Origin of the sequence: Gordonia sp. (in: high G+C Gram-positive bacteria) (genome assembly GCF_047600385.1) — a bacterium.
GTDB lineage: Bacteria > Actinomycetota > Actinomycetes > Mycobacteriales > Mycobacteriaceae > Gordonia.
Genome location: NZ_JASGKZ010000002.1, coordinates 57,930 through 79,627, shown reverse-complemented (window position 1 = coordinate 79,627; position 21,698 = coordinate 57,930). Strand labels below are relative to the sequence as shown.

Here is a 21,698-nt window from a genome sequence, read left to right as displayed (position 1 = left end):
TTCTCCGCCCCGACCTGCACCGATCGGGTCCGGAGATGCGCGAAGGGCCTCCGAGATCCGGGACCACTCGGTGGTCGCAGCTCTCGGAGGCCCTTCGCGGAGGGCGTCTCAGGCCAGGTCGAAGGCGTGGGTGACGGCGCGGTTCCAGCCCGCGTAGAGGCGGGCGCGCTCGTCGTCGGACATCGACGGCTCCCACCGCCTGCCCTCGGCCCAGTTGGTGCGGATGTCGTCGGTGCTCTCCCAGAATCCGACCGCGAGTCCGGCGGCGTAGGCGGCGCCGAGCGCGGTGGTCTCGGTGACCTCGGGGCGGATCACCGGGACGCCGAGGACGTCGGACTGGAACTGCATGAGCAGGTCGTTCACCACCATGCCGCCGTCCACCTTGAGGGTGGTCAGGGCGACGCCGGAGTCGGCCTGCATGGCCTCGATCACCTCGCGCGTCTGGTATGCGCTGGCTTCGAGGACCGCGCGGGCGATGTGCCGCCTGTCGGCGAAACGGGTGAGTCCGACGATCACGCCGCGCGCATCCGGACGCCAGCGCGGGGCGAACAGACCGGAGAAGGCGGGTACGAAGTAGACGCCGCCGTTGTCGTCGGCCTGCGCCGCCAGGGTCTCCACCTCGGCGGCCGAGCCGATGAGGCCGAGGTTGTCGCGCAGCCACTGGACCAGCGAACCGGTGACGGCGATCGAGCCCTCCAGGGCGTAGCGCGCAGGCTCGTCGCCCAGCCGATAGCACACGGTGGTGAGCAGACCGTGATCGCTGAAGACGGGCTCGGTGCCGGTGTTGAGCAGCAGGAAGTTGCCGGTGCCGTAGGTGTTCTTGGCCTCGCCGGGGGTGAGGCAGGCCTGGCCGAAGGTGGCGGCCTGCTGGTCGCCGAGGATGCCGCCGAGGGGGACCTCCGGGAACGATCCGCGGGTCCGCAGCGACGCCAGCACCGCCGAACTCGGGGTGATCTCCGGCAGCATCGACATCGGGATGCCCAGGTCGGCGCAGATCTGCTCGTCCCAGGTGAGGGTGCGCAGATCCATCAGGAGGGTGCGCGAGGCGTTGGTGACGTCGGTGATGTGCCGTCCGCCGTCGACGCCGCCGGTCATGTTCCAGGCCAGCCAGCTGTCGATGGTGCCGAAACAGAGGTCGCCGCGCTCGGCGCGCTCGCGGGCGCCGTCGACGTTGTCCAGGATCCACCGGACCTTGGGGCCGGCGAAATAGGTGGAGAGCGGCAGGCCGGTGACGGCGCGGTAGCGGTCGACGCCGGCCTCGCCCGCCAACTCCTCGCACAGCTCGGCGGTCCGGGTGTCCTGCCAGACGATCGCGTTGTAGACCGGTTTTCCGGTGGTGCGGTCCCAGACGACGGTGGTCTCGCGCTGGTTGGTGATGCCGCACGCGGCGATCTCGCTGGTGCTCACCTGTGCGGCGGCCAGGACCGCGGCGGAGACCCGCCGGGTGTTGCGCCAGATCTCCATCGGGTCGTGTTCCACCCAGCCGGCGCGCGGGAAGATCTGCCGATGCTCCACCTGCTCGCTGGCCACGATCTGACCGCGGCGGTCGAAGACGATCGCGCGGGTGGAGGTGGTTCCCTGGTCGATGGCGGCGACGTAGCGGGCGGCGGGGGAGGCGGTGGGCGTTGTCACGAGCGTCAGTGTGCCACGACTGCGGTTACCCTCGGGTAGCATTTCGGGCGTGTCGAACGAATACAACGAGGAACGACCTGCGGATTTGGGCCCCGGACAGCGTGCCGAGGCATGGCGGCGATTGAGTGAGGAACAATTCGACCTCGTCGTGATCGGTGGCGGCGTCACCGGTGTCGGTACCGCGCTGGATGCGGCGACCCGCGGTCTGCGGGTCGCCCTCGTCGAGGCGCGCGACATCGCCTCGGGGACGTCGAGCCGTTCGTCGAAGATGTTCCACGGCGGTCTGCGCTACCTGGAGCAGTTGGAGTTCGGCCTGGTGCGCGAGGCGCTGCGCGAGCGGGAGCTCTCGCTCAGTCTGCTGGCCCCGCACCTGGTGAAGCCGCTGCCGTTCCTGTTCCCGATCACCAAACGGGTCTGGGAACGTCCCTACATCGCGGCCGGCCTGTTCCTCTACGACCGGATGGGCGGCGCCAAGTCGGTGCCAGGCCAGCGGCACGTCTCGCGCGCCGGCGCCCACCGGATCGCGCCGAGCCTGCGCCGCGGCGCCCTGGTCGGCGGCATCCGCTACCACGACACCGTCGTCGACGACGCCCGCCACAGCCTGACCCTGGCGCGCACCGCCGCGCACTACGGCGCGGTGATCCGCACCTCCACCCAGGCCGTCGGCTTCCTCAAGGAGGGTGATCGGGTCACCGGCGTGAAGCTGCGCGACAGCGAGACCGGCGAGACCACGCAGGTCCGGGCGCACAGCGTCGTCAACGCCGGCGGCGTCTGGACCGACGAGGTGCAGCAGCTCTCCGGCCAGCGCGGCCACTTCACGGTGCGCGCGTCCAAGGGCGTGCACATCGTGGTGCCGCGCGACCGCATCGTCAGCGAGACCGCGATCATCCTGCGCACCGCCAACTCGGTGCTGTTCGTGATCCCGTGGGAGACCCACTGGATCATCGGCACCACCGACACCGACTGGAACCTCGACCTGGCGCACCCGGCCGCCACTCGCGCCGACATCGACTACATCCTCGAGCGGGTGAACGCCGAACTGGTGACGCCGCTGACGCACGACGACATCGAGGGCGTCTACGCCGGACTCCGCCCGCTCCTGGCCGGGGAGGACGAGTCGTCGTCGGCGCTCTCCCGGGAGCACGCCGTCGCCGCGGTGGCCCCGGGCCTGATCTCGATCGCCGGCGGCAAGTACACCACCTACCGCGTGATGGGGGCCGACGCGGTGGACGCCGCCGCCGAGTTCATCCCCGACCGCGTCGGGAAGTCGGTCACCGAGCGGGTGCCGCTCCTGGGCGCCGACGGCTACTTCGCGCTGGTGAACCAGTGCGAGCACCTCGGCGAGCACTACGGGCTGCACCCGTACCGGGTGCGCCGCCTGCTCAACCGCTACGGCTCGCTGCTCGACGAGGTGCTGAGCCTGGCCAAGGACGACGCCTCGCTGCTCGATCCGATCACCGCGGCGCCCCAGTACCTGCGCGTCGAGGCCGTGTACGCCGCACGCTGCGAGGGCGCCCTGCACCTGGAGGACGTGCTGGCCCGTCGCACGCGCATCGCGATCGAGTACAGCCACCGGGGCGTCGACTGCGCCGACGAGGTGGCCGATTTGATCGCGCCCGCGCTCGGCTGGGACGACGACACGCGCGCCTGGGAGATCGAGAACTACTGCGCCCGCGTGGACGCCGAGATCAAGTCGCAGCGCCAGCCCGACGACGCCTCCGCCGACGCCCTGCGGGTGGCCGCTCCGGAGGCGCGCCGCGAGATCCTGGAGCCGGTGCCCGCGCCGGAGTGACGGCACGGACTCCTCGCTGTTCCGGAAACCTGCCTGCCGCCGAGGGACCTTCGTCCCCGGTGCGCGTGATGTCGCGCACCGGGGACGAAGGCCCCTTGTCCCGATTCGACCGGCGCGACGAAGATGGGCGGCATAGGGTTTTACATCAGAATGAGCCGCGTGTCAGCCCCTCTGCCGCGGTGCGTGGAAAAGAGGAGAGATGGAAGCGATCACCGTTCTGGACGCGGATCAGTGCTGGAACCTGCTGTCCGAGAGCGTCTTCGGCCGACTGGCGCTCAGCGTCGACGGCGAGCCGGAGATCTTCCCGGTCAACGCCTACGCCCACGAGGGCAAGATCTACTTCCGGACGGGAGAGGGCACCAAGCTCTCCGAGATCGCGGTGAACGGCCGGGTCGCCTTCGAGACCGACGGCTTCACCAGCAAGATCGGCTGGAGCGTCGTCGCCAAGGGTGCCGCGCGGATCCTCACCGGCACCCGGGAGATCGCCGAGGCCGACCAGCTGCCGCTGAAGCCCTGGGTGCCGACGCTCAAGATGAACTACGTGGTGATCGACGTCGCCGAGATCAGCGGCCGCCGGTTCAAGTTCGGCCCGGAGCCCGACCGCTACCCGGTGTAGTCCCCGGATCACGGAACGCCGGTGGGTGTGCGCGGGTGCGCACACCCACCGGCGTTCCGTCGTCTCAGGATCGGGCGAGTGCGGAGGAGCGGGTGTCCAGCAGCCGCACGACGCGCACGTAGACGGCCCCGAGCACGATGAGGCCGACACCGGCGGCGAGCACCGCGTAGACGCCGCCGCCGAACGAGTGCTCACCGACGTCGCGCAGGTTGCGGGCGATCAGGGTCGGCAGTTCCGCTTCCAGGTCGGCGACGATCGCATCCTTGCCGTTGAGCAGGAAGTCGAGCGCCGCGCTGAGCACCTGGGCGAGGCCGCCGACCATCAGCAGGACACCGGCGAGGAACCGGTGGCGGGAGAGGAGGATCAGGGCGATCGCCGCGACCACCGTGCCGACGGCGATGATCGCCAGCACCAGGAACGGGACCCCGAACCCGGTGTCCGCGGTCTCCAGATGTTCGGCGACGTCGTCGCGATGGACCAGGCCGAAACCGTTCATCTCCTGGGTGATGGAGAGCGACGAGACCGAGATCGATTCGCGGAAGCTGAACGAGACGAGGAACCGGTACCACGGCAGGAACAGGCCGACGAGCGTCACCGCCAGCAGGACCAGGGCGAACGCCGCTGCGGTGGCGCCGGTCCGGAACTGCTTGGACTCCGGTGACGTGGTCGTCGTCGCCGGTGCTGCGGTGGGATCGTTCATCGGCATCTCGCTCTTCTCGAATCGGGGCGCGACCGGGAGACCGGAACACGCGTGATTACTACTTACGGTAGTACCGGTGCGGTCCGACGCTGCGGAGGCCTGACGTCGTGGGCGGGGACCAGTCGAGTCGAAGCCTCCGGTGCGGGGACCGGCGGCCGCATGGTCCGCCACTGCGAAATGGCGGGTGACGAGGGCAGATATCCCTCGTGGCCCGCTATTTCGCAACGACCGACCAGGAGCACCCCGCTCAGGTCTTCCGCTCTCTCGAGCCTGCGCCGGATCGCCGATGGAGATGTCCTTCCTTCCGCTCCCCGAGCCGAGGAGGAACGCAGTGACGAGTCGAGTCGACGGGGCCCACCGAGAACGATTACGAAGGGGGGTCTCGACTTCGCTCGACCGACGAGAAGAAGCTCGACCGACGAGGAAGGGCTCGACCGACGAGGAAGGGCTCGACCGACGAGGAAGGGCTCGACCGACGAGGAAGGGGCTAGACCGACGAGAAGGGGCTAGACCGGCGAGAAGGGGCTCGACCGGCGGGGAAACGACTCCACGCGATCTGGGTCTCCGTCGAGATCCCCCGCTGGTCGAGCGGAGTCGAGACCGAAGAGCGTCGTCCTTCTCCGGTCCACACGGGGTCAGACGATCATGTCTACGGTCCGGGTGATCCCGGCGCGGGCGACGAAGCCGGGGTCGTGCGAGACCAGCACCAGCGCGCCGGTCCAGGCCGACAACGACGCGAGCAGACTCTCGACGGTGCCGACGTCGAGACTGTTGGTCGGTTCGTCGAGGATCAGCAGCTTCGCCTCCGGGCGGGCCAGCACCGCGAGCGCCAGACCGGCGCGCAGACGCTCGCCGCCGGACAGATCCCGGAGCACGCGTTCGGACGTGTCGCCGGTGAACCCGAATCGGGCCAGATGGGCGTGCACGTCCTCCGGCTCGCGACCCGGCGCGGCGGTGCGGGCGGCCTGGGCGACGGTCGACGATTCGGGTACCAGGTGTGCGAAGGAGACCACCTGGGGGACGAACACGTACGGGACGGCGATCGCGTCGTCGGCGACGAGTGCCGCGAGGAGCCGGGACTTCCCCGATCCGTTCGGGCCGGCGAGGCGTACCCGGTCGGGGCCGGTGACCGGAAGCCGCGGATCGGTGATGATCTGTGTTCCCGAGGCGACAGCGGGTGTGCCGAGCCGGATCGCCGGTGCCGTCGGATTCCGGCGCCGACTCCGGAGATCGTCGAGCTCGGCGCGTGCCGCGGCGACCGAATCACGCTGTCCGCGCTCGAGCTTGCCCGCCGACACCTGAGCCTTGTTCGCCAGCATTCCGGCGACGACCGGCGGGACCCGTTTCTCCGCCCGCGCCTTCGCCGCGGTACGACGACGCCGGGCCAGCGCGGTCTGCGCATCGGCGAACTGCCGCTGCTCGCGGCGGACGGAGGCGGCGGCCGCCGCGGTCTGTTCGGCGTGCGCGGCGCGTTCGGCGTCGAGCACCTCCCGGTAACGGGTGTAGTTCCCGCCGAACACCCGCAACCGGCCGTCGCGCAGTTCGAGGATGCGTTCCGCGGTGTCGAGCAGCGCGAGGTCGTGGCTGACGACGAGGATCGCGCCGCCGAACTCGGTGAGCATCCGGCCCAGCCGGGCGCGGGAGTCGGCGTCGAGGTCGTTGGTGGGTTCGTCGAGCAGCAGGACTTCCGGGTCGGCGAGCAGCGCCCGGGCCAGGGCGAGACTCCGGAACTGGCCGCCGGAGAGGCTGGTCAGCGGCCGCTCGAGGTCGGTGGGTAGGCCCAGCCGATCCAGCCGGGAGACGGCGCGTGCGGCGGGATCCCAGTCGTCGCCGACGATCTCGAAGTCCGCCGGATCGACGCTGCCGTGCTCGATACGAGCCAGGGCGGCGAGGACCGGCGACACACCGAGGCCGTCGGCGAGCGTGCCGGCGCCCGGCGCCGCGGACTCCTGCCGGACCAGGACCGCGGCGCCGTCGGCGACGACGGTGCCGCGGCCGGGTGCCCGGACGCCCGCGAGGATCTCCAGGAGCGTCGTCTTGCCCGCGCCGTTGTCGCCGACGAGTGCGGAGAGTCCCGGTTCGAGGGAGAGGTCGACGTCGTGCAGGATCTCGCTGCCGTCCGGCCAGGAGAAACCGAGGCCGACCGCGGTGAGGGTGGAAGAGGTGTCGTGAAGCATACGACCGCGACGCTACGGATCGTCGCGGACTCGCGTCCACCGGTTTTCCGGGCGGAACCGCTCATTGGCAGCGCGGACAGAAGTAGACGATGCGTTCGGCGGCGGGACCGTGGCCCGCCGTTCCGAGGGTGTCCCGCCGTATTCCGGTGCCGCACCGGCGGCAGGCGCGACGCTCCCGCCCGTACACCCACAACTCGCGACCGCGACGACGATCACCCGTCGTCACCCGCACCGGGCTGAGCGCGTTCGCCGTCAGGAGCCGATGCGCGTCGGCGACGATCCGCGCGACGTCGGCGTCGCCGGCCGGGGCCGCGGGATGGATTCCGGCCAGGAAGCACAGTTCACTGCGGTAGACGTTGCCGATCCCGGCGAGATTGCGCTGGTCGAGGAGAGCCAGGCCGATCGGCAGCGCCGGGTCGGCGGACAGATTGGCCGCGGCGCGGTCGGGGTCCCAGTCGTCGCCGAGCAGATCCGGGCCCAGATGTGCGACGGCCCGATCCGGGTCCGCGGTGAGTTCCAGGATCCCCAGGGAGAATCCGACGGCCTCGACGTCGTCGGTCCGCAACACCACGCGGGCGGTGAAACCCGGACGCTGCCACCGCTCGCCGGGACGGTAGAGATGCCAGACGCCCTCCATCTTCAGATGGGAGTGGACGGAGGCCCGGCGGGGAGCCGCTTCGACTCGGGCTCCGGCGTCGCCCGGCGCAGGGACCGGATCGACTGGTTCGTCGATCGGTCGAGACGAGGCGAGGGCCGTGTCGAGGAAGAGATGCTTGCCCACCGCCCGCGCACCTTCCACGGTGGCGCCGGAGAGATCCTCGGTCGCCAGCTGCGGAACCCGGAAATCACTGCTGATCAGGGTCTTCCCGGCCAGCGCCCGGTGGAGTCGGTGGGCCGTGCGGTAGACGGTGTCGCCCTCAGGCATGGCGCGGGTCGTAGTTCATGCGCAGACCGCGCGGGGTGGCGGCGAAACCCCGGTCCGCGAGGAGTCCGCCCAGCTCGGTGCTCCGGACCGGATCGCCGTCGACCAGGTCGACGTGGATCCGCGGGACCCGGCCCCGGCGGACCGCGGTCGCCAGCGCGGCCGCGGCGGCCTCGAGGCGATCGGCGTCGTCGGAGAAGGTCAGGATCCGTTTGCCGCCGCGTTCGACGAAGAGCGTCGCGTGGCCTTCGACGAGCACCACGAGGGCGCCGGGTTTGCGGCCCGGACGGTGACCGGTGTTCTGACGGCGGGACCCTTCGACTCGGGCTCCTGCGTCACCCGGCTCAGGGATCGATCGTGTCGGGCCCCCTGCGTCACCCGGCTCAGGGATCGATCGTGTCGGGCCCCCTGCGTCGCCCGGTACGGGGCGCGATCGTGTCGGGACTCCTGCGTCGCCCGGTGCGGGGCGCGATCGGGGGGTGTCCGGGGGCGGGTCAGGCCAGGTGAGGGCGGCGCCGTACGGGTTGGCGGGGTCGGTCGCGGCCAGGACGACGGCGGAGAGTGCGTCGCCGCGGGACGCCACGGCGTGCTCGCGGAGAGTGTCGACGGTGTGTCCGGCGGCGAACTGCGCGCCGCCGAGACCGTCGACGAAGTAGCCGCGCCGCACCTGACCGGTGTCCTCGAAGACGCTCAGCGCCCGGTAGATCCGCGCGAAACCGCCGGGGACCTCCTCGCCGACCACCGGGCCCTTGGTGACGACGCCGTAGCGGTCGAGCAGGATCTCGCACATCGCCGCGGCGGACTTGGTCGGATCGATCTCGACGCGTTCCAGAAGCGCCCAGCGGCCGCCGACGAGCGGCGGCACCGGGACGCCTCCGGAGGCGTCGGCACCCGCGAGATAGCGGCTGGAGAGCCGCGCCGACCGCAGTCGCGGTGCGCGTCCGCCGCCCCGGACCCGGTGCGACGGGGTGGACGATCCGCTCCGGGACCGGCCCGGGGTCAGCAGCGCCCGCACCGGAGAGAACGAGTCGTTGGTGACCCGACCCGCCCACACCAGATCCCACAGCGCGGTGTGGCGGGCCTCGTCGTCGACGCCGTCGTCCAGGCCCGCCGCCAACTGGGCGTAGCGGAGCGCCCCCGCCTCGAGTCCGGACAGCATCTCCCGGTGCAGCCCGGAGATCTCCAACTCGTCGGGCGGCCGCAGCGTGAGCGGTGCCGAGTCGGCGGGATGCAGCGCGATCCAGCCGTCGGCGCCGGCGATCCGTCCGTGACCGGACCAGACCACCTCGCCGCCGGCCAGGAGTTCGTCGAGCATCGCCGGCCGGTAGTCGACCACTCGGCTCGGCAGCACCAGAGACTCCCACGCCGACGCCGGGACCGGCTGTCCGGCGAGCTGCTCGATCACCGACATCAGGCCGTGGATGCCGCGCAGGCGCGGGTCTCGACTCCGCTCGACCATCGAAGGGGTACGACTCCGCTCGACTGCCGAAGGGGTACGACTCTGCTCGACTGCCGAAGGGGCGTGATTCCGCTCGATCGTCGAAGGGGTACGACTTCGCTCGACTGCCGAAAGGGGACGACTCGGTTCGCTCGTCGAGGAGGAGAGCGGGTCGGGGGCCACGTGCTGCCAGTCGAGCAGGAAGCGTGCGTAGGCGCCGTGGTCGACCGGCTCGGACTCGGCGCGCCCGGCGGCGAGGGAACCGCGCCGCAACCGGCCGAGCACATCGGTGTGACACCACTGACCGCGATCGTCGCCCGGACCGGGCTCGCGGACCACGAACTCGCCCTCGATCACGGTGCGTCGCCCGGCGAGCCGGACCAGGACCTCGCGCACCACCGCCACCCCGAGACCCAGCTCGGCGGCCACGTCGCCTGCGGTGAACGGCCCGTGCGTACGCGCGTACCGGTGGATCAGATCACCCACCGGGTCGGCCGGAGACTCCAGATACGCCGCGGGCACACCGAGCGGGGTCGGGGTGCCCAGACCGTCGCGGAGCCGGGCGACGTCGTCGATCGAGGCGAACCGTTCCACCCCCAGCAGCACGACGGTGACGATCCGACCCAGACCGGCGAGCTCGGCCAGGACCTCGTCGAGAGCCTCCTCGCCGCGATACCGCTCGGCGATCTGGGCGCCGGTGAGCGGACCCAGCCAGCGCAGCAGGTCGGCGACGTCCTGGCCGTCGCGGGCCTGCCGCTCCGGGGCGGTGCGCTGGAGCCGGGCGACGGTGTCGGCGATCACCACCGGATCGAGCAGCTCGCGCAGATCCACCCGGCCGAGCAGCTGCGCGAGCAGCGAGGTGTCCAGGGTGAGCGCGGTGGCGCGGCGTTCGGCGAGGGGCGCGTCGTCGTCGTACATGAACGACCCGGCGTACCCGAGCGGCATCGAGGCCGCGAACGGCGACGGCGACGGCGTCTCCACCTCGGCCAGCCGGATCCGGCGATTCTTGATCCGGGAGAGGATCCCGGTCAACGCGGGGAGGTCGTAGACGTCCTCCAGACACTCGCGGGCGGTCTCCAGGATGATCGGGAAGTCCGGGAACTTCGCGGCGACCGCCAACAGTTCCGCGGCCCGCTGCCGCTGCTGCCACAGCGGCGCCCGCCTGCCCGGATCGCGGCGCGGGAGCAGCAGCGCCCGGGACGCGCACTCCCGGAACCGGGCCGCGAACAGCGACGAATCGGCCAGCGCACGCAGAGCGATGTCGCCGATCTCGTCGGGGTCGACGTCGAACACCTCCGCACCGGGGGGAGCGTCGTCGGTGTCGGGCAGGCGCACGATGATGCCGTCGTCGGCGGCGGTGGCCACGCCGTCGAGCCCGAGCGTCTCACTGAGCTTCGTCGCGATGGCCGACGCCCACGGCGCGTGCACCCGCAGCCCGTACGGGGAGTGCAGCACCAGCCGCCAGTCGCCGAGCTCGTCCCGGAACCGTTCGACGACGAGCGTGCGGTCGGTGGGGAGGACGCCGGTGGACGCGCGCTGATCGTCGAGCAGCGACCGCAGATTGGTTCGCGCGTTCGGGCTCAGCCCGGTCTCGTCGGCGAGCCGGTCGAACTCGTCCGGATTCCCCGCGGCCCCGACGAACCGGCCCATCGCCGCACCGAGCTCGGCGGGGCGTCCGACGGCGTCGCCGATCCAGAACGGCAGCCGCCCCGGTTGACCGAACGCGGGGATCACCAGGACGCGGTCGTGGGTGATCTCGACGATCCGCCAACTGCTGGCGCCGAGCGCGAAGACGTCGCCGACCCGCGACTCGTAGACCATCTGCTCGTCGAGTTCGCCGACGCGGCGCGGGCCCCGGGCGTCGGCGGCACCGGAACCCCCGGCCGAACTCGGACGTTCGACGGCCTCGCCGGTGGCCAGGAACACCCCGAACATGCCGCGATCGGGAATGGTTCCCCCGGAGGTCACCGCGGTGCGGAGCGTGCCGCGGCGCGCGGTCAAGGTGCCGGTGGCGCGGTCGTAGTCGACGCGGGCGGCCAGCCCGGCGAACTCGTCGGACGGATAGCGCCCGGAGATCAGGTCCAGCACCGCGTCGTAGACGTCGCGGGTGAGCGCGGCATACGGCGCGGAGCGTCGTACCGTGTCGAACCACTCGTCGACGTCCACGTCCGCCACCGCGGTCTCGGCCACCGTCTGCTGCGCCAGGATGTCCAACGGATTCCGGGGCACGGTGAGCTGCTCGATCGCGCCGTCGAGCATGCGCGACACCGTCACCGCGCAGCCGATCAGATCGGTGCGGTGCTTGGGGAACACCAGGCCCCGGCTGATCTCGCCGACCTGATGCCCGGCCCGGCCGATCCGCTGCAGCCCCGACGCCACCGACGGCGGGGTCTCCACCTGGATCACCAGATCCACCGCGCCCATGTCGATCCCGAGCTCCAGCGAACTGGTCGCGACCACGCAGCGCAGTCGTCCCGTCTTCAGCGTATCCTCGATCTCGGCCCGCTGGTCCTTGCTCACCGAACCGTGATGGGCGCGGGCCAGGATCGGGGGAGCCCCGCCGGTCGCCACCGCACCGGTGATCATCGCCGGCATGCCGCCGGGCACCGCCGGATTGGCGCGATGCGGATCGAACTCGTCCGCATCCAGACCCAGCCGCTCGGCCCAGATCTCGTTGAGCCGCGCGGTCAGCCGTTCGGCCAGACGCCGCGAATTGGCGAAGACGATCGTCGAACGGTTCTCCGCGATCGCGTCGACGATCGCCGCCTCGACGAACGGCCACAGCGACCCCGCCGTGGGGGAGAAGGCGTCGTCGAGCTCCCGGTCGCCGAAGCCCGTCGTCGGATCGTGCTCCGGCACCGGGAGGTTCGTCATGTCCTCGACCGGGACCTGCACGCTCAGATCGAAGGTCTTCGCCGCGGGCGGACGGACGACGGTGCACGCCGCGGGGGCCTCGGCGTCGTCCTGCGGCCCGCTCGCCGCGCTCCCGGCACCGGATCCACTCGGCCCGCTCGCTGCGCTCCCGGCGTCTGTGACGTTCGGCCCGCTCGCTGCGCTCCCGGCGCCGACGAGGAACCGGGCGACCGTCTCCGGCGGCCGGACCGTGGCCGACAACCCGATCCGCTGCACCGGGCGCTCGGTGAGCAGATCCAGACGTTCTAGCGACAACGCCAGATGCGTGCCGCGTTTGGTCGGGGCCAGCGCGTGGATCTCGTCGACGATCACCGTCTCCACGGTGCGCAGCGTCTCGCGCGCGGCCGAGGTGAGCATCAGATACAGCGACTCGGGGGTGGTGATGAGGATGTCCGGCGGACTGCTCACCAGTGCTCGGCGCGCGGCGGCCGGGGTGTCGCCGGACCGCACCCCGACGGTCACCTCCGGGGCGGGCAGACCCAGCGCCGCCGCGGCGTGACCGATCCCGACCAGCGGCGCCGACAGATTGCGTTCGACGTCGACGGCGAGAGCCTTCAACGGCGACACGTAGACGACGCGCACGCCCTTCCGCTCCGGCCGGGGAGCGCTCACCATCCGATCGATCGCCCACAGGAAGGCGGCCAGCGTCTTGCCCGAACCGGTCGGCGCGATCACCAGGGTGTGGTCGCCGGACGCGATCGACCGCCACGCCCCCGCCTGCGCCGCCGTCGGTTCGCCGAACGCGCCGGTGAACCAGCGACGGGTCGCCGGGCCGAAGTCCGCCCAGATGTTCTTCCCCGCCATGGCGACCATTGAACCTCAGGCGTACGACAATCGGACCCTGAGAGTACTCTGAGCGCAGTCCGACGCGGGGAACCCGGTGAGATTCCGGGACGGTCGCGCCACTGTGAGGACTCGTACGACAGCACGAGACCGAGTCAGAGCACCGCGGCGGGCACCCGCACATCCACCACGACGGGACGCACGATCCCGGAAGCAGGTTCTCTCATGACCGCATCCGCACATTCGGCAGACGCCGGCGCCCAGCGCGTCCGCAGCCTGGCCGTACCGCACCTCGAGACGGTCTCGACGGCGCTCTTCCTCACCGCGACGGTGCTGGTCGCCGCGCTGGCCTACTACTTCCTCGGCTACGACCAGGGCGCCGTGTCGGTGTTCGGCGAGGACGCCCACGTGCACGAGTTCATCCACGACGCCCGCCACTTCCTCGGCTTCCCCTGCCACTAGTACCGACGGAAACGAGGACAACGGAACATGGAACGCACATTCGTCGGCGCAGGTCTGCTCTCGGGCCTGATCGCCGGAATCGTCGCCTTCGTCTACGCGCGCATCTTCATCGAGCCGCAGGTCGCCAAGGCCATCGACTACGAGGACTACCGCGCGCACGCCGAAGAGAAGATGCACGCGGCGATGGGTCACGCCGTCGAAGAAGGGCACGAACACGGTGAACTGTTCACCCGTTCGGTGCAGGAGAACATCGGCGCGGGCATCGGCACGGTGATCTTCGCGCTGTGCATCGGCGCCTTCTTCGCCGTCGCCTTCACCGTCCTGTGGGCCTACGTCGGCCGTCGTTTCGCCGACGTCGACCCGCGCCTGGTCGCCGGCGCCCTCGGCGTGATCGGCTTCGTCGCCGTGATCGGCGTCCCGTACTTCGTGTACCCGCCGAACCCGCCCGCCGTCGGCGAGGAGGACACCATCGGGTCGCGTTCGACGTCGTACCTGATCATCACGATCGTGTCGCTGGCGGTCGCCGCCGGCGCGGTGTGGCTCGCGATGACTCTGTGGGATCGTCTCGGCGGCCTGCTGTCGGGGATCGCCGCCGCCGTCGGCTACCTGGTCGTCATGACGATCACCGCTGCGCTGCTGCCGACCTTCCACGAGGTCCCCGGCCCGGTGGAGCACGACGGCGTCATCTACGGCGCTGGCTTCCCCGGCCAGGTGGTGGCCGATTTCCGCGTCTACGCGATCGCCAACCAGGTGATCCTGTGGGCCGTGCTGGTCACCGTCTTCTGCCTGGTGCTGGGCGTGCTGATGAAGCGCGGCGCCGACACCGCCGAGCGCGCCGCCGAACCTGCCGCCGCCTGACGTGCTGCTGATCGTCGCCGGACGCACCGCCCCGAACCGGTCGGTGCGATTCGGCGGTGAGCACGACGTGCTCGATGCCCGCGGCATCGCGAGCATCGAGGCGCTGCACATCGAACCGCCTCCGGGCCGATCCGTCGTCCGGGTCGGCCCGGAGCGGTCGGTGCGGCAGTCCGCGGAACTGCTGGGACACGGGAGCGACGTCGACCCGGCGCTCGCCACGCTCGACGTCGGCTCCTGGCGCGGCCGGACCCCCGAACAGATCCCCGGCCCCGACCTCGGTGCGTGGTTCACCGACCCCGACGCCGTGCCGCACGGGGGCGAGTCGGTGCGCGCCTTCGTCACCCGGATCCGGGCCGCGGTCACGGCGATGCACGACGACACGCTCCTGGTCGTCGCCAAACCCGTGGTCCAGGCGCTGCTGTGCGAGGCCCCGGAGTCCTTCTTCCGCACGGAGGTACGCCCCGGGGTCCTTCTCCGCCACGACCGGTCCTCCGATCGAGTCGTACCCGGTCCCTGAGCCGGGAGCGGGGGCTTCGACACGGGCCGCTCACTGCGTTCGCGACCCGGCTCGGCCGGCGGAAGCGAACCCTACTGCGGAAGCGAGCCCTACTGCGGAAGCGAGCCCTACTGCGGAAGCGAGCCCTACTGCGGAAGCGAGCCCTACTGCGGAAGCGAGCCCTACCGAGGGAGCGAGCTCTGCGGTGGAGAGGTCGGCTCCCCACGACTGGAGTGGAGCCTCGTCGTGGAGAGGTGCGGCTCAACTCGTCTTCGGGATCATCCGATTGACGGTGTCCAGGAGTGCGCCGTAGCGGTCGCTCTCGGGATGGTCCGTCGGTTTGCCCGTGGACACCACGGCGGCGGAGAGTCGTCGCTGCGGGTCGGCCCACATCGCGATCTGGGTGAGCCCGGTGTGGCCGAACGCCGCCGGAGCATCGCGGCCGAACGGGCCCGACCGCTGCGAACCCAGCATGAATCCGGTGCCCCAGCGCAGCGGGGCGCCGCCGGTGGCCACGTCGGGGCGCAGCCGCCGCCGCTGCCGGACGGCCGCGCGCACGGTGGCCGGCCACAGCACCCGATGCCCGTCGAGCTCGCCGCCGCGCCGCAGCAGTTCGGCGAAGCGGGAGAGCTCGTGCGCGGTGGAGACCGCGTTGGACGACGGCACCACCCCGGTCAGGAACGCCGGGGTGTTGGCCCGCTCCACGGTCTTGGCCAGGGTGCCGCCGACCACCCGGGTGAACGCCGCATCCGCCATCCCGCCGGACGGCGGTCCCGTCGGGTGGCTGGGCGCCACCAGCGGGACGTCGTCGGGCCGGACCCCGAAGTTGGTCCACCGGAACCCGAGCGGATCGAGGATCTCCTCGGCCAGGACGTCGCGGATGCCGCGGCCGGTCGCGGCCGCCACGATCTCCCGGACCAGCGGACCCCAGGTGAGCGCGTGGTAGAAGTGCAGCGTCCCGGGCGGATAGATCGGCCGCAGCTGCGACAGCATCGCACGGGTGTACGCGCTGTCCTCGCTGCGGCGCAGATCCACCCGCGGGCCGGTGGGGATCGGGACGCCCGCGCGGTGGGTGAGGACGTGGTCGATCGTCGTCCGAGACTTCCCGTGGGCGCCGTAACCGGGGATCAGATCGTCCACCCGGTCGCTCAGGCGCAGGTCACCGCGCTCGATCAGCATGTGCAGCACCGTCGACGCCATCGCCTTGGCCGAGGAGAACACGCACACCGGGGTGTCCGTCCGAAACGGTTCGAGCGCCTCCCCGGATCCGGATCCGGCGGGCGGGGCGCCGTCGGCGGCCCGGACGACGACGCCCCGCGCGTGCCCGATCGCCCGGTCCAGGATCACCTCGCCGTCGACCCGCAGGCACACGCCGATCCCGGGCTGGGTCCCGGCCTGATACCAGTGCTCGGCCGCCTCCCAGATCCGGTCCGCGGCACGGTGGTCGTCGGGGAGCGGGGTCTCGTCGGCGACGTCGGTGAGCGAGGCGAGGTGATCGGGTGTGAGGCTGTCGGGCGCGTGGATGCGCCCGGGCCACAGTTCTGCTGGTGCGGTCACGACAGCCAGGCTACTGCCGCCGGAGCGGACCGGAGCGCGGAGTTCAGGCGGACTCGAGGACCGGGCGTTCCTTTCCCCGCTTGCGCCGGGCCAGCTCGGCGGCCTCGTCGAACTCGGCGTCGATCTGTTCCGAGGCGTCGCGCTTGGTCAGCAGGCTCACCGGGACGGCGACCAGGAAGTTCGCGATGAACCCGGGGATGATCTCGTACAGGCTGTCGTGCAGCGAGGTCTGGCCCCAGACGTAGGCGACCAGCGCACCGGCGACGATGCCGGCGAGCGCGCCCCACGCGGTCAGGCGCCGCCAGTACAGGGCGAGGATCACGGCCGGGCCGAAGGCGGCGCCGAAACCGGCCCAGGCGAAGGCGACGAGGGCCAGGATGCTGTTCGACGGCGAGAGCGCCATGAGCACCGCGATCACCGCGATGACGAGCACGCCGAGACGGCCGAGTCGCACGTAGACGACCGGGGACAGCTCCTTCCATCCGGCCTTCTCGGCGACGATCTTGTAGAGGTCCTCGATGAGCGCCGACGAACACACGATCAGCTGCGAGGAGATCGTGGACATGACCGCGGCGAGCACGGCGGCCAGCACCAGACCCGCGATGAACGGGTGGAACAGCAGCTGCGAGAGCACCAGGAACACCGTCTCGGCGTCGTTCAGGTCGGGGTTCGCGGACTTGCCGAAGTAGGCGATGCCCACCAGGGCGGTGCCGACCGCGCCGACGCCGCAGAGCAGCATCCAGCCGATTCCGATGCGGCGGGCCACCGGGACGTCGCTCGGTGCGCGCAGCGCCATGAAGCGCACGATGATGTGCGGCTGGCCGAAGTAGCCGAGGCCCCACGCGAGTGCCGAGACGACGGCCAGGACGCTGCCGCCGGCGAACAGGCTCAGCCGTTCCGGATCCACGGCCTGGATGCCGTCGACGGTGGCGCCCAGACCGCCCAGGTCGATGATGCCCATGATCGGCACCGCGAGCAGGGCGACCACCACCAGCAGACCCTGGGCGACGTCGGTGAGCGAGGCGCCGAGGAAGCCGCCGAACAGGGTGTACAGCATGGTGATCGCGGCGACCAGCAGCATGCCCCACAGATAGTCGAAGCCGAACGCGGATTCGGCGAACTTCCCGGAGGCCACCATGCCGCTGGAGATGTAGAAGGTGAAGAACACCAGGATCACCACGCCGCACACGATCCGGACGATGTTGGTCTCGTCGTGCAGGCGCTTGCCGAAGAAGCTCGGGATGGTGATCGCGTCGCCGGCCACCTCGGTGTACGAGCGCAGGCGCGGTGCGATGAAGGTCCAGTTGAGCCAGGCTCCGATGATCAGGCCGATGAAGATCCACGACTCAACCAGACCGCTGAGGTAGATCGCGCCGGGCAGACCCATGAGCAGCCAGCCGGACATGTCCGAGGCGCCTGCGGAGAGCGCGGCGACCCACGGTTTGAGACCGCGGTCGGCCAGCATGTAGCCGTCGAGATCGTTCTTGGTCTTGGCGTAGGCGTAGAAGCCGATGGCGATCATCGCCGCGAAATAGAGGACCAGGGCGGTGTACTGCCAGCCCAGTCCGGTACTCGCTATGGACATGCGACTCTCCTTGAGGTGAGCTCTGAATGGTGGTCACTCCAGATGGAGAGCCGAAGGAATCCGAGAGGATCTGTGGGGGCGGAGACGACCGCCCCCCTCGCCTGAAACCTACCAAGCGAGGGGGACGGATCGGACCTAGGCCGGGGTGGTCAGCGCGGCGGCGAACTCCCCGAACGGGCGATCCGGATTGCCGAAGCGATGCAGCGTGATCGACACGGACTGCTCGGCCAGCCAGTACCGCAGTTCGACGCGCCCGGAGACGACGACGGCGTCGTCGAGCAGGGCGACCTCGGGGCGGGCGGCGATCGCCCGGCGCACGACGTCGCTCACGGTTCCCAGGTGGCGGATCCGGCCCTCGGTCAGCTGCGGGAGCCGCGCCGCGAACTCGGCGTCGGTGGCGGTCACCGGCGCCCCGAGACCGAGGACGCGCCGGGCGGTCTCGAGCAGGGCGCCCACCGGATGGGCGGCGTCGAGCGTCGGGGCGACCCAGATCCGCGGGGTGACCCCGGCGCGGGCCGCGGCCGCCAGGACCCGTGCCGCCTGCACGGGCTCGGCATCGGCGGCGAGGCGGATCGTCGTCTCGGCCGGGCGGTACCGGAAGACGTTCGCCTCGCAGGTCAGGCCGGTCATGTCCCGTCCGGTGGCGAACTCGGCGGACCAGGCGGCATCGTCGTCGGCTGCGGCCGCGCGCAGCCAGGCGGCGTCGGCGTCGTCGAACGTCGCCGCGACCCGGTCGACGAATCCGGCGACCCGCGGCAGGCGCGGAGCGGCCGGCGCGTCGCCGCCGGGCAGCGGTCCGGCGTCGGACCAGCGGCCCATCAGCATCAGGTAGTTGGGGCCGCCGGCCTTGGAGCCCAGCCCCACCGACGAGTACTTCCAGCCGCCGAACGGCTGGCGCTGCACGATCGCGCCGGTGATGCCGCGGTTCACGTAGAGGTTGCCGGCCTGCACGCGGTCGACCCAGACCTCGGCCTCCTTCACGTCCCGCGAGTGCAGACCCGCGGTGAGACCGAAGTCGGTGGCGTTCTGCAGCTCGAGGGCCTCGTCGAGGTCGGCGGCCTGCATCAGGCCCAGGACCGGTCCGAAGACCTCGGTGCGGTGGAAGAACGATCCGGGCGCCACCCCGTCCTTGATCCCCGGCGACCACAGGCGGCCGGAGTCGTCGAGCGGCTTGGGCTCGAGCAGCCAGCGCTCACCCGGCTCGAGGGTGGTGAGGGCGCGGCGGAGCTTGTCGCTCGGGTCCTCGGTGAGCGGGCCGACGGTGGCCGAGAGGTTCGTCGGCCAGTCGACGACCAGCGACGACGCCGCGTCGACCAGCTGGCGACGGAAACGCTCCGACCGGTAGACCGGTCCGACGAGGATGCCCAGCGAGGCCGCGGAACACTTCTGTCCGGCGTGGCCGAAGGCGCTGTAGACGAGGTCCTTGATCGCCAGGTCGCGGTCCGCCGAAGGGGTGATCACCAGGGCGTTCTTCCCGGAGGTCTCGGCGTTGATGTGCAGTTCGGGGCGCCACGACGCGAACAGCGCCGCGGTGTCGGAGGCGCCGGTGAGGATCACCCGGTCGACGTCGGGGTGGCTCAGCAGCCGCTTCCCGGCCGGGCCCTCGTCGGGGAACATGCCGACGCAGACCTCGCGCGGGACACCGGCCTCCCAGAGCGCCTCGATCACGGCCTGGGCGCACCGCGGGGTGGGGCGGGCCGGCTTGTGGATCACGCCCGCGCCGGCGGCCAGCGCGGCGAAGGTGCCGCCGGCCGGGATGGCGATCGGGAAGTTCCACGGCGGGGTGATCACGACGAGGCGGTCCGGGGTGAACTCGGCGCCGTCGACGGCCTCCAGGTCGAGGGCGCGTCGGGCGTAGTAGCGCGCGAAGTCGACGGCCTCGGAGATCTCCGGGTCGGACTGCGCGACGGCCTTGCCCGCCTCGGCGGCGGCGATCGAGACCAGTTCGCCGCGGCGGCGGGCCAGGACGTCGGCGGCGCGGGACAGGATCTCCGCGCGTTCGGCGGCCGGGCGGGCGGCCCACTCGGCGGCCGCGGCGCGGACGGCGGCCACGACGTCGTCGACCCGGTCCTCGGCGATGGTCTCCGGCACCGGAACGGTCTCCAGCCAGCCGGGCTGCGCGCTGCGCTCGAGTGCGGCGCGGGCCCAGGCCTGGTTGGCGGGCAGGGCGGGGTTGGTGTCCGGTTCGCCGTGGAAGGGCGGGAGGGCGGGGGACCCTTCGACGGTGCTCAGGGAGCGGGTGGGATCGCTCAGGGGATGGTCGGGATCGGCGGACTCCTCCGCGGTCCGGTTCTGGTGGTCGTTGGGGCCGGGGACGCGGGGGCCGGTGGTCAGGGCGACGGCCAGCGCTTCGATCGCGGCGCTGAACCGTCGTGCCTCGCGCCGGTGGGACTCGCTGCCCGGGGCCAGATCGAAGATCCCCGACATGAAGTTCTCCGAGGCGGCGTTCTCCTCCAGGCGGCGCACCAGGTACGAGATCGCGACGTCGAACTCCTTCGGCGACACCGTGGGCACGTAGAGCAGCAGGCGGCCCACGTCGGCGCTGACGGTCTCGGCCTGCTCGGTGGCCATGCCGTGCAGCATCTCGAACTCGACCCGGTCGGCGACGCCGCGCCGGTCGGACAGCAGATGCGCGAAGGCGATGTCGAACAGGTTGTGGCCGGCGACGCCGAGGCGCAGACCGGTCATCTTCCCCCGGTCCAGGATCTGGTGCAGGACGCGCTTGTAGTTGACGTCGGTGGCCAGCTTGGACTCGCAGGTGACCAGCGGCCAGTCCATCACCTCGGCGTGGACCTTCTCCATCGCGAGGTTGGCGCCCTTGACCAGGCGCACCTTGATCCCGGCGCCGCCGCCGCGGACCCGCTCGGCGGCGAAGTCGGCGAGCCGCTCCATGGCGCCCAGCGCATCGGGGAGGTAGGCCTGCAGGACGATCCCGGCCTCGTAGTCCTCCAGCTCCGGGCGGCTCAACAGCCGGGTGAAGACCTCGATGGTGAGTTCGAGATCGCGGTACTCCTCCATGTCGAGGTTGATGAACTTGGTGCCCGCCGGAGCCTGCGCGGCCTCCAGGTACATCGGGGTGAGGCGGTCGAGCACGTACTCGACGGTCTCGTCGAAGGCCCACATCGACAGCTGCGAGGCGATGGAGGAGACCTTGATCGAGACGTAGTCGACGTCGTCGCGTCGCAGCAGCGCCCGCGCCTGCTCCAGGTGCCGGTCGGCTTCGGCCTCGCCCAGGACCGCCTCGCCGAGCGGGTTCACGTTGAGGCGGTGGCCGCCGGCGCGGAGCCGGGCGATGGTCTTGGTGAACTGCTTGTCCCGGGAGTCGACGATCATGTGGCCGACCATGGCGCGCATGCGGGCGCGGGCCACCGGGATCACCACGTTCGGCATCGCGGTGGCGAGCCGGCCGCCCATCCGCAGCTGGGCGCGGTCGACGGCCTTGAGGGATGCGGGCAGGTCCGCGGTGATCTCGGCGAGCGCGCGGGCGGCGGCGGCCTCGTCCTCGGTGCCGATCACGCGGTCGACGAAGCCGACGGTGAAGTCGAGCCCCTTCGGGTCCGACAGGATCGAGGCGAGCCGGGCCGCCGACGGGTGCGGCTTGCTCGCGGTGGCCGCGGTGGCGGTGAGCCAGCGGGCGACGAGGTCCTGGGCGCGGGCGTCCAGATCGGCCAGTTCGGCCCGGACGGCGGTGGGATCGCTGCTCTGGGCAACGGACGTGAGCTGAGACATGCGAGTAGTGAACTCCGGTGATCGGGGACACGTCATCG

At 71.4% G+C, this 21,698-nt stretch carries 13 protein-coding genes and 1 riboswitch; of the genes, 5 read left to right on the top strand and 8 right to left on the bottom strand.

Features of this window, described 5'->3' with window-relative positions; all coding sequences use genetic code 11:
* Positions 1 to 108: 108 nt before the first annotated feature.
* Positions 109 to 1,632: a glycerol kinase GlpK gene (glpK, locus tag QM809_RS17855; protein WP_415047203.1), complete on the bottom strand. Its 1,524-nt coding sequence runs from the start codon at positions 1,630 to 1,632 to the stop codon at positions 109 to 111.
* A 49-nt stretch (positions 1,633 to 1,681) separates the two neighbouring features.
* On the opposite strand from glpK, the gene glpD reads away from it, so the two are divergent.
* Positions 1,682 to 3,424, top strand: a complete 1,743-nt coding sequence (glpD, locus tag QM809_RS17850) for a glycerol-3-phosphate dehydrogenase (protein ID WP_415047202.1) — start codon at positions 1,682 to 1,684, stop codon at positions 3,422 to 3,424.
* Positions 3,425 to 3,623: 199 nt separating this feature from the next.
* Positions 3,624 to 4,040: a pyridoxamine 5'-phosphate oxidase family protein gene (locus QM809_RS17845; protein WP_415047201.1), complete on the top strand. Its 417-nt coding sequence runs from the start codon at positions 3,624 to 3,626 to the stop codon at positions 4,038 to 4,040.
* A 64-nt stretch (positions 4,041 to 4,104) separates the two neighbouring features.
* Here the strand turns inward: QM809_RS17845 and QM809_RS17840 are convergent, their stop codons facing one another.
* The 4 genes from QM809_RS17840 to QM809_RS17825 form a co-directional block, all read right to left on the bottom strand.
* Positions 4,105 to 4,740 carry a hypothetical protein gene (locus QM809_RS17840; RefSeq protein WP_415047200.1) on the bottom strand — a complete coding sequence of 212 codons (636 nt, stop codon included), beginning with the start codon at positions 4,738 to 4,740 and terminating at the stop codon, positions 4,105 to 4,107.
* A gap of 635 nt (positions 4,741 to 5,375) precedes the next feature.
* A complete protein-coding gene (locus tag QM809_RS17835) occupies positions 5,376 to 6,917 on the bottom strand; it encodes an ATP-binding cassette domain-containing protein (protein ID WP_415047199.1) in 1,542 nt (513 codons plus the stop codon).
* Positions 6,918 to 6,978: 61 nt separating this feature from the next.
* Positions 6,979 to 7,842 (bottom strand): DNA-formamidopyrimidine glycosylase family protein, encoded by an 864-nt coding sequence (locus tag QM809_RS17830; RefSeq protein ID WP_415047198.1) that lies wholly within the window; start codon positions 7,840 to 7,842, stop codon positions 6,979 to 6,981.
* A complete protein-coding gene (locus QM809_RS17825) occupies positions 7,835 to 12,994 on the bottom strand; it encodes a DNA glycosylase AlkZ-like family protein (protein WP_415047197.1) in 5,160 nt (1,719 codons plus the stop codon). The genes QM809_RS17830 and QM809_RS17825 overlap by 8 nt, the downstream gene beginning before the upstream one ends.
* A 38-nt stretch (positions 12,995 to 13,032) precedes the next feature.
* Positions 13,033 to 13,159: riboswitch (cobalamin riboswitch) on the top strand.
* Positions 13,160 to 13,198: 39 nt separating this feature from the next.
* Here QM809_RS17825 and QM809_RS17820 point away from each other — a divergent pair.
* From QM809_RS17820 to QM809_RS17810, 3 genes are read left to right on the top strand one after another with little or no spacing between them, the layout of a single operon-like run.
* The gene (locus tag QM809_RS17820; protein WP_415047196.1) at positions 13,199 to 13,435 is read left to right on the top strand and encodes a CbtB domain-containing protein; all 237 of its coding nucleotides are present in this window, start codon (positions 13,199 to 13,201) and stop codon (positions 13,433 to 13,435) included.
* Between the two features lie 27 nt (positions 13,436 to 13,462).
* The gene (locus QM809_RS17815; protein ID WP_415047195.1) at positions 13,463 to 14,293 is read left to right on the top strand and encodes a CbtA family protein; all 831 of its coding nucleotides are present in this window, start codon (positions 13,463 to 13,465) and stop codon (positions 14,291 to 14,293) included.
* 1 nt (position 14,294) lies between these two features.
* The gene (locus QM809_RS17810) at positions 14,295 to 14,810 is read left to right on the top strand and encodes a histidine phosphatase family protein (RefSeq protein WP_415047194.1); all 516 of its coding nucleotides are present in this window, start codon (positions 14,295 to 14,297) and stop codon (positions 14,808 to 14,810) included.
* Positions 14,811 to 15,050: 240 nt separating this feature from the next.
* Here QM809_RS17810 and QM809_RS17805 read toward each other — a convergent pair whose 3' ends face one another.
* The 3 genes from QM809_RS17805 to QM809_RS17795 form a co-directional block, all read right to left on the bottom strand.
* Positions 15,051 to 16,346 (bottom strand): serine hydrolase, encoded by a 1,296-nt coding sequence (locus tag QM809_RS17805; protein WP_415047193.1) that lies wholly within the window; start codon positions 16,344 to 16,346, stop codon positions 15,051 to 15,053.
* 43 nt (positions 16,347 to 16,389) lie between these two features.
* Positions 16,390 to 17,931: a sodium/proline symporter PutP gene (putP, locus tag QM809_RS17800; RefSeq protein WP_415047192.1), complete on the bottom strand. Its 1,542-nt coding sequence runs from the start codon at positions 17,929 to 17,931 to the stop codon at positions 16,390 to 16,392.
* Between the two features lie 135 nt (positions 17,932 to 18,066).
* On the bottom strand, positions 18,067 to 21,660 hold the full coding sequence (locus QM809_RS17795; RefSeq protein ID WP_415047191.1) for a bifunctional proline dehydrogenase/L-glutamate gamma-semialdehyde dehydrogenase: 3,594 nt from the start codon (positions 21,658 to 21,660) through the stop codon (positions 18,067 to 18,069).
* Positions 21,661 to 21,698: the final 38 nt, after the last annotated feature.

What these genes read in the sequence shown, in the direction of transcription:
- QM809_RS17830 (WP_415047198.1), bottom strand. Translation starts at nt 7,842, where the DNA reads ATGCCTGAGGGCGACACCGTCTACCGCACGGCCCACCGACTCCACCGG.
- QM809_RS17795 (WP_415047191.1), bottom strand. Translation starts at nt 21,660, where the DNA reads ATGTCTCAGCTCACGTCCGTTGCCCAGAGCAGCGATCCCACCGCCGTC.
- QM809_RS17825 (WP_415047197.1), bottom strand. Translation starts at nt 12,994, where the DNA reads ATGGCGGGGAAGAACATCTGGGCGGACTTCGGCCCGGCGACCCGTCGC.
- QM809_RS17835 (WP_415047199.1), bottom strand. Translation starts at nt 6,917, where the DNA reads ATGCTTCACGACACCTCTTCCACCCTCACCGCGGTCGGCCTCGGTTTC.
- QM809_RS17815 (WP_415047195.1), top strand. Translation starts at nt 13,463, where the DNA reads ATGGAACGCACATTCGTCGGCGCAGGTCTGCTCTCGGGCCTGATCGCC.
- putP (WP_415047192.1), bottom strand. Translation starts at nt 17,931, where the DNA reads ATGTCCATAGCGAGTACCGGACTGGGCTGGCAGTACACCGCCCTGGTC.
- QM809_RS17820 (WP_415047196.1), top strand. Translation starts at nt 13,199, where the DNA reads ATGACCGCATCCGCACATTCGGCAGACGCCGGCGCCCAGCGCGTCCGC.
- QM809_RS17840 (WP_415047200.1), bottom strand. Translation starts at nt 4,740, where the DNA reads ATGAACGATCCCACCGCAGCACCGGCGACGACGACCACGTCACCGGAG.
- QM809_RS17845 (WP_415047201.1), top strand. Translation starts at nt 3,624, where the DNA reads ATGGAAGCGATCACCGTTCTGGACGCGGATCAGTGCTGGAACCTGCTG.